Below are 6782 nucleotides of genomic sequence, written 5' to 3' on the forward strand. Positions count from 1 at the left end.
CTAGCTTATTCGAATGTCCGCAATGCGGGCTGCAACTGCAGCATTGGGTCATCGTGTCCAATGTCGATTAAGGGCCGTTCGTATTTATCGTAATATTAAAGTCGAATATCAGCCCAAGATAATTCAAACCTATCCAAGTATTTTCGCAATCTGTCCGCATCATTTTTACTCTTCTTCTCTGCACGCGAAGCCGCAAAAAGTGTGCGCCCAGCTTCGCTCAGCGTTTGAGACGAGCTGCATGTTCTTATTACGTTAGCCAACTGCGGAATATCAAAGGGGTCAACCTTATCTATATTTGGCCCTAAGAATTCAGACAGTAGTTTCTGATCAGGGTCCTGGACAGCGTCCCGCCATTGTTTTTTGAGAACTGAAATTTCATCCTCCACCATCGAAACCGTAATTCGTCCCCGAGCAGCGAATGTACAGAGCCGTTGGATGGATGCCCCGAGATCTCTGAAGTTACCGGGCCACGGTGTTGCAGGGTTTTTGGCAAACCGCAGGTAAGCATCGGACGCATCCTTGTTAAAGCCAACGCGCCCACCCAATGTTTTCTCCGCGCGGCCAAGTTCGCATTCTATATTTGCCTGAATATCCTCGCGCCGTTCCCGAAGCAAAGGAAGTGATACCGTCCAAAGATTTAATCGCGAATAGAGGTCGGCTCGAAACTTGCCTTCGGCAACCAGTTTGGCCAAATCCCTGTTCGCCCCCGCCAGCAGTTGAAAGTTCACTTTGATCTCATGATCCGAACCCAATGGATAGAATGAACCTGTCTCGACGGCATGTAGAATGGTTGCTTGATCATCGAGGCTTAGTTGATCGATTTCATCCAGAAATAAAACGCCGCCATCTGCTTCGCGCAGCAAACCCTTGCGATCTTGCCCACCACTTCCCAATGCAGCGCGGCGATACCCAAAAAGAGCGGACATGCCTTGTTCGCCTTTTAGGGTCGAACAGTTGATGTGAATAAATCGACCTTTGACCATTCTGCGCTGCCGCTTGAGGTCATAAATTCGAGAAGCAAGATGCGATTTTCCTGTACCTGTGGCACCAACCAAAAGAATGGGCGCATTTGACGAGGTCGCAATATTTTCCACTTTTTCGATTAGAGCATTGAAAACTTGGTTTTCAGTTTTTATCCCACCCTTTAACAGAGCGTTAGATTCAGCAGTCACTAAGTCAAAACGCTGTTGAAGCGCATCGTACCGACTTAAATCAAGATCGATGATTTGGATCGAGCCGTTTACGCCATCCTCTTCTGTAGGGGGTGAGGTTTGCAGCAGCCGCGCCGGAACATGACGAGATTCAGTCAAAAGAAACCAACAAATTTGTGCTACGTGTGTACCAGTGGTCAGGTGAACGTGATAACGCTCTCTGTCTTCGTCAAATCCATAGCCTTGTGCGAAATCAAACAGGGCGCCGTAAACCTCTTGGAAATCCCAAGGATCAGATAGATCGACTTGGCGTAGAATAATTTCAGTTTCTGGAGCTAAGGCTTCGATGTCACGCTTTACGGATTTAGCCAATCGAGTGAATTTACGATCGTGAAGTAGTTCCAAGCGATCGACATCGAAATCTTCTTGCAGACATATGGATACAGATGGGCGCCATTTGCGACGTTTCCCCATATCTAACTGCGTTCCAAGGAATCCAATTACAACGTTTCTCATATAAGTATATTATTTCGGATAAAAGCGTATATCAATAGATATAATTATTCGATCACGAATTCACTAAAACATGATTTAATTTTTTAAATACAGTTACTTAATGAATTTTAAAATTTTCTTTGGAACGTCGCAAGTGTTCCGTCATCTTAATCCTACACAAAAGAGAGAAGCAAAGGAGCAAACAAATCCGTGTTTGCAAAGACAGACAGATCGATGCAGGCCCTGATGCCCATATCCTTCGGGGTTTTGCATCGATCACCATAAATATTCGACCGTAGCTCAGATGGTAGAGCAGCCGACTGTTAATCGGCGCGCCGCAGGTTCGAGTCCCGCCGGTCGAGCCAAATTCGAAAAGCTGCAATAGGCCAGCGACGAAAGATGAAGAGTAAGAAAATGACGACCATTGACGAAACTAAACACATTGTAACTGGAAAAGATCTGATTGCATGGGGCCATCGCCCTGGACCTGAATTTGCATCGCTACTGGAAAAAGCGAACTGCGCAGTGAGCGAAGGTGCTTCCATTGATGCCGTTCAAAAACAACTTGAACTGTTTATTGTGCCGATGCCTGATCATCTTCCCTTACATCCTGATGGTAAGATTCCTTATCATATGAACATTGATGTTTCTGAAGACGATGAACTGGACAATGTGGAAAAGGTCAAATTGACCATGAATGCGGTTATGCGCACGCCCACCATTGTTGGTGGTGCAGTGATGCCGGATGCCTGTCCTGCGGGTCCAATCGGTACCATCCCAGTAGGCGGTGTGGTTGCAGCAAAGAATGCTATCCATCCTGGAATGCACTCTGCAGATATTTGTTGTTCAGTAATGTTCACCGATCTCGGTGACGCTGACCCAAAGACCGTTCTGGATGCAGCTCACTCAGTTACCCATTTTGGGCCTGGTGGACGTCGCAATGGACAGCGTTTTACGACTTCGTTGAAGTTGCTTGATGCGTTTCGTGAAAACCGTTTCCTTAGGGGCCCTCGTACGATGCGCATGGCGCAAGAACATATGGGCACACAAGGTGATGGTAACCACTTCTTGTTTGTTGGGCGGTCGCGTAAAACGGGCCGTACAGCAATGGTGACCCATCATGGTTCGCGTGGCCCAGGTGCGATGCTCTACAAAGAAGGCATGATCGTTGCGGAAAAGTTTCGTCGTGAATTGTCTCCTAAGACATTGAAGCAGAACGCTTGGATTCCAGCTGATACCCTTGAAGGTGTTGCATATTGGGAAGCTTTGCAATTGATCCGTAAATGGACCAAGGCAAATCATAACGCGATCCATCAAGCGACGCTTGAAGTTGCCAAAGCACAAATGGGTGATCGTTTCTGGAATGAGCATAACTTTGTGTTCAAACGCGATGATATTTATCTTCATGGTAAGGGTGCTACCCCCGCTTGGGATGGATATGCATCCGATGCATCGGGTCTAACACTTGTTCCGTTAAACATGTCGGAACCTGTGCTGGTCGTAAAAGGTTCAGATGCTGGTCACGCGCTGGGATTCGCTCCGCACGGCGCAGGACGAAACTATTCTCGCTCTGAGCATCGTCGTCGTATGGGTTCTGCTACAGCCGAAGATTTGTTGATCGCAGAAACCAAAGGTCTGGATATCCGCTTCCATGCCGGTCCGATTGATCCGTCGGAACTACCTTCCAGCTACAAAAAAGCTGAGACGGTTGTTTCGCAAATCAGCAAATTCGAGCTTGCTGATATTGAGGATTATATCGACCCTTACGGCTGCATTATGGCTGGTGATGTTCCACCGCCTTGGTTGAACAGAAAAAAGCGTAAATGACGTAGATAAAACTGACCATGGCTCACGGGCCGTGGTTACCGTTTATATACAGCGGCAGCTAATGGTGCTTTCGGAAACTGTCAAAACTCAGATGTATTTCTATTTAAAGGCAGCTTTGGGCCGAAACTTCGGTTTAATGTCCATGAAAAATACTGAATTATGCGTTTAGATTACGAATTGCAGAAATCCATGGGGACGATTACTCACTCTTCTTTTTCAATACATGCAGTGTCATAAGGCCCAGTGCCGAGAGCGACCTTTGTTCAGCTACCTCAAGGTCAGGTTACTGAAGCACTGAGCGAATTCCAAAGTCAGAATGCCAGCCCAACAGATTGGAAAACGGTGCGGTAAGTCGCTCGATCCGAGAAAGTATACCCGTTTCTCTGGCAAAATGGTTGGTGATAACGAACAGACCGTCAGGTTTACAGACCCGCGCCATTTCTTCCATGACCCTCCCAGGTTCCGGTACAACTGAAATAATATGCATCGCAGCCACGACGTCGAATGATGCATCGGGAAATCCACCAACATGGCAGCGCATCACCCGTATTGTGAATTTGCCCGTTTTTGTTATAATTTGTCCTATTTAAGAACAAATATAAGCATTTTTTGAACAAATAATCACATAATGTGTAAAATTTGTCTTGATTTGTAAATATTAACCACCTAGCCTGACTAAACCTTCAACGGCTTCGCCCCAATTGGCGTGCGTGTGAAGAGGCAATATGCCGAGACGAAAGGGGAGAGTTGTATCAGCTGTATCGGAGGCACAGCCCACTTACGTTAACGCGATGAACATTCATGACGCCGAGCCGGGAAAGCACAGCTTTTCGGGACCAGTCGGTGCACGGAGGACGCCAGACCTGTCTGGCAAACGACATCTGTATAGGAGGAACAGAACTATGTTTTATAAAAGCTTGAAAGCCACACTCGGCATTGCACTTGGTGCAGCCGTACTTGGGACATCTTTGGCCGCGGCGGATTTCCCGACCCGCGATATTCGTCTGATCGTGCCATGGCCCGCAGGCGGCGGCGCAGACGCAATCTCACGCAAGATCAGTAATATCGCTGAGCAAAGTTTACCAAAGTCCATCTATGTGGAAAACATTGCTGGTGCAGTCACTGCCACTGGGCTGATCCAGATGTCCAATGCGCGTCCCGATGGACACACCGTTGGCGTCCTCACTTATGACAGTGTCATCACCTTGCCGCGCGGCGAAATGGTACCGGGCTATTCGCTCGACAACATGAAGTTAATTGCGCGCATCACTTCTGAGGCAGACGCCATTGTTGTCTCTAAGCATTCGGGGATCGAAAGCTACGAGGATCTGATTGCCCGCGCCAAGGAAAACCCCGGCCAAGTACGTGTCGGCGTGGCCCCTAAGGGCTCTGGCCCCTACCTCTCCGTTATGCAGCTGGAAAAATTGCTAGACGTGGACTTTAACGTCATCACCTATGCTGGCTCGTCCAGCGCAGAAGCTGAAGCGTTGCTTTCTGGCGAATTGGATGCGGCAATCTCAAGCCTCGGAGACTTTAGCGGCATCTTAGCCTCTGGCGATGCCAAGGGTGTGGTCGAATTGACTTCAGTACAAAACGCCACTTACACCGACGTGCCTACGCTGAAATCCAAAGGTCACGACCTACAGACGGGTAGCTTCATCGTGCTCGCCGCTCCGGCAAACACGCCGGATGATGCGGTCGAGACGCTGGAGACCACTTTCAAGTCGGCCTATGACAGCGCCGAATTCCAGGACTGGTTAGCGCAGATTGGCGTAACCGCCGATTGGTTGGGATCCGATGAAGTTGTCACATGGACCGAAAATCTGCAAACCAAGACGTTCACGTTGATGGACGAACTGGATCTGTAATCCTCCACACCAAAGACATGGCTTTGGTGGAGCCAGCGACGCTGATGACGGCGCCGCTGGCAAAACGCCACTTTTTTCGCGCTCAGGGCAAATGTGAGGTCATCCGTTGCAACCGACCGCGCTGACGCACCCGATCACGCCCAACCCAGGAGAAGACGATGCTCTTACATAAGCAAATGGTATTTCTGTATGTCACTCTCGCAGTGTCTGCTGGTTATTTAGTCACGGCTCTGAGTTTGGGCCCTCCGATTGCCGAGAGCGGGTTGACGCCTGCCTTCTTTCCAACCCTTGTAGGCGGCGCGGCGATTGTCTTTTGCAGCATCTTGATTGTGCAGGCGCTGCAAGCCAAGCCAGAAACCGCACCAGCGGATGACGCGCGACGCTACACACATGTTTGGGTCGTGGTGGCGATCTTCTTTTACATTGTGGCGTTCAAGCCGCTTGGCTATTTCTTGTCGTCCGGCCTTTTCGTCTTTACGCTAATACTGCTGTTTTCAAACTTCGAGAAGTTGGTCCTCAAGGCTATTATCTCGGCTGCAATCGTCGGGATTGCCTTTGTCATGTTTCAACAATTGTTCGGGGTCCGCCTCCCGACGCTGTGGGGTTAAGTCATGGATTTCATCTTCCTCGTTTTCAGCAGCTTGTCATTGCTGGCCGATCCGCTCAACCTCACTTACGTAATCCTTGGCTTTGTGATCGGCACGGTTTTTGCTGCCATTCCCGGCCTGACTGCAACGTTAGCAATGGCGCTACTTTTGCCACTGACCTATTCGCTCAGCGTCGAAACCGCGCTGATGGCCTGTGCGAGCATCTATATGGCTGGCATGTGCGGTGGATCGATCACGGCCACAACGATCAACATTCCCGGCGCGCCATCCTCTATGATGACCGCGCTTGACGGGTATCCGATGCAGTTGAAAGGTAAAGGCGCACTGGCGCTTGGGCATGCGGCGCTTGGCTCGATGTTTGGCGGTGCAGTGGGGGCGTTATTACTGATTGCCGTCGCACCATTCGTGGCTGAACTGTCGCTTTTGGTAAAAACCACCGGGAAGTTTTCACTTCTGGCCTTTGCTTTGATAGTCGTAGTGATCGCGCAACGCGGTCGCATTCCACAGGCCGGGCTGGCCGCCTGTATCGGACTGATGCTGGCTACCGTCGGGCTTGATGCAATGGAGCCTATTACCCGCTTTACCTATGGCTATTCCAGCCTGACCGCTGGGATCGATCTGATGCCAGTGATCATAGGCACCTTTGCCATTGCCGAGGTGCTGATGCAAGCGTGCACGCGCGCAGATATCAGCGCCGCGACCGCAGCCGCCAACAAGGTTAAGATCCGCCGCCGTGATTTCCTACCCCCGTTGTCGGACATCCGAAAGATCGGCTTTGGCTGCTATTTCAAATCCTGCTTGATAGGTTATTTTGTTGGTACATTGCCAGGTGC

Annotated in this window: 6 protein-coding genes and 1 tRNA gene; 5 read left to right on the forward strand and 2 right to left on the reverse strand. The window is 49.7% G+C overall.

Translation table 11 applies throughout. The features are described 5' to 3' along the window. Positions 1 to 95: 95 nt before the first annotated feature. Entirely contained in the window at positions 96 to 1667 is a 1572-nt protein-coding gene (gene rtcR / locus IE094_RS14835; protein WP_189641500.1) for an RNA repair transcriptional activator RtcR, read from the reverse strand. Positions 1668 to 1935: 268 nt separating this feature from the next. Here rtcR and IE094_RS14840 point away from each other — a divergent pair. Both IE094_RS14840 and IE094_RS14845 read left to right on the forward strand, forming a co-directional pair. Then, positions 1936 to 2011 (forward strand) — tRNA-Asn (locus tag IE094_RS14840). A gap of 34 nt (positions 2012 to 2045) precedes the next feature. Then, entirely contained in the window at positions 2046 to 3473 is a 1428-nt protein-coding gene (locus IE094_RS14845; RefSeq protein ID WP_229802372.1) for an RtcB family protein, read from the forward strand. Between the two features lie 283 nt (positions 3474 to 3756). On the opposite strand, the gene IE094_RS14850 is transcribed toward IE094_RS14845, so the two are convergent. After that, complete coding sequence (locus IE094_RS14850) at positions 3757 to 4014, reverse strand: class I SAM-dependent methyltransferase (RefSeq protein ID WP_373295883.1); 258 nt, start codon at positions 4012 to 4014, stop codon at positions 3757 to 3759. 361 nt (positions 4015 to 4375) lie between these two features. On the opposite strand from IE094_RS14850, the gene IE094_RS14855 reads away from it, so the two are divergent. The 3 genes from IE094_RS14855 to IE094_RS14865 all read left to right on the forward strand — a co-directional run. Continuing rightward, a complete protein-coding gene (locus IE094_RS14855; protein ID WP_189641502.1) occupies positions 4376 to 5341 on the forward strand; it encodes a Bug family tripartite tricarboxylate transporter substrate binding protein in 966 nt (321 codons plus the stop codon). A gap of 158 nt (positions 5342 to 5499) precedes the next feature. Then, positions 5500 to 5949, forward strand: a complete 450-nt coding sequence (locus IE094_RS14860) for a tripartite tricarboxylate transporter TctB family protein (protein WP_189641503.1) — start codon at positions 5500 to 5502, stop codon at positions 5947 to 5949. A 3-nt stretch (positions 5950 to 5952) separates the two neighbouring features. Continuing rightward, positions 5953 to 6782: tripartite tricarboxylate transporter permease (locus tag IE094_RS14865; RefSeq protein WP_189641504.1), on the forward strand; the 830-nt coding region annotated here is incomplete at its 3' end.

Source organism: Paramylibacter ulvae (assembly GCF_014652655.1).
Classification (GTDB): Bacteria; Pseudomonadota; Alphaproteobacteria; order Rhodobacterales; family Rhodobacteraceae; genus Amylibacter; species Amylibacter ulvae.

Bases quoted from the DNA above. Each gene is read 5' to 3' on its own strand.
- IE094_RS14860 (WP_189641503.1), top strand. From the start codon at position 5,500: ATGCTCTTACATAAGCAAATGGTATTTCTGTATGTCACTCTCGCAGTG.
- rtcR (WP_189641500.1), bottom strand. From the start codon at position 1,667: ATGAGAAACGTTGTAATTGGATTCCTTGGAACGCAGTTAGATATGGGG.
- IE094_RS14845 (WP_229802372.1), top strand. From the start codon at position 2,046: ATGAAGAGTAAGAAAATGACGACCATTGACGAAACTAAACACATTGTA.
- IE094_RS14850 (WP_373295883.1), bottom strand. From the start codon at position 4,014: ATGCGCTGCCATGTTGGTGGATTTCCCGATGCATCATTCGACGTCGTG.
- IE094_RS14855 (WP_189641502.1), top strand. From the start codon at position 4,376: ATGTTTTATAAAAGCTTGAAAGCCACACTCGGCATTGCACTTGGTGCA.